Source organism: Tardiphaga robiniae (assembly GCF_013359755.1).
Classification (GTDB): Bacteria; Pseudomonadota; Alphaproteobacteria; order Rhizobiales; family Xanthobacteraceae; genus Tardiphaga; species Tardiphaga robiniae.
In genome coordinates this window covers 1-611 of the sequence record NZ_JABMCJ010000038.1, presented here as the reverse complement: position 1 = coordinate 611, position 611 = coordinate 1, and the positions used below count along the sequence as shown (strand labels likewise).

Sequence of the window (611 nt, the reverse complement as noted above, 5' to 3'; positions counted from 1 at the left end):
GACGGCCCGATGCCGCAGACCCGCGAGCACATCCTGCTCGCCCGCCAGGTCGGCGTTCCCGCGCTGGTCGTGTTCCTGAACAAGTGCGACATGGTCGACGATCCGGAACTGCTCGAGCTCGTGGAAATGGAAGTCCGCGAATTGCTCTCGAAGTACGACTTCCCGGGCGATGACATTCCGATCATCAAGGGTTCGGCGCTGGCCGCTCTCGAAAATTCGGACCAGAAGCTCGGTCACGACGCCATTCTCGAACTGATGAAGAATGTCGACAGCTACATCCCGCAGCCGGAGCGTCCGGTTGACCAGCCGTTCCTGATGCCGGTGGAAGACGTGTTCTCGATCTCGGGCCGTGGTACGGTCGTGACCGGCCGCGTCGAGCGCGGCATCGTCAAGGTCGGCGAGGAAATCGAAATCGTCGGCATCCGCGCCACGCAGAAGACGATCTGCACCGGCGTTGAAATGTTCCGCAAGCTGCTCGATCAGGGCCAGGCCGGCGACAACATCGGCGCTCTGCTGCGCGGCACCAAGCGTGAAGACGTCGAGCGCGGCCAGGTGCTGTGCAAGCCGGGTTCGGTGAAGCCGCACACCAAGTTCAAGGCCGAGGCTTACAT

The 611-nt window shown here is 62.7% G+C and carries 1 protein-coding gene; it reads left to right on the top strand.

All coding sequences use genetic code 11. The annotated features are described in order from the left end of the window. On the top strand, window positions 1–611 hold a 611-nt coding region (locus HP556_RS00205; protein WP_246297217.1), incomplete at both ends, for an EF-Tu/IF-2/RF-3 family GTPase.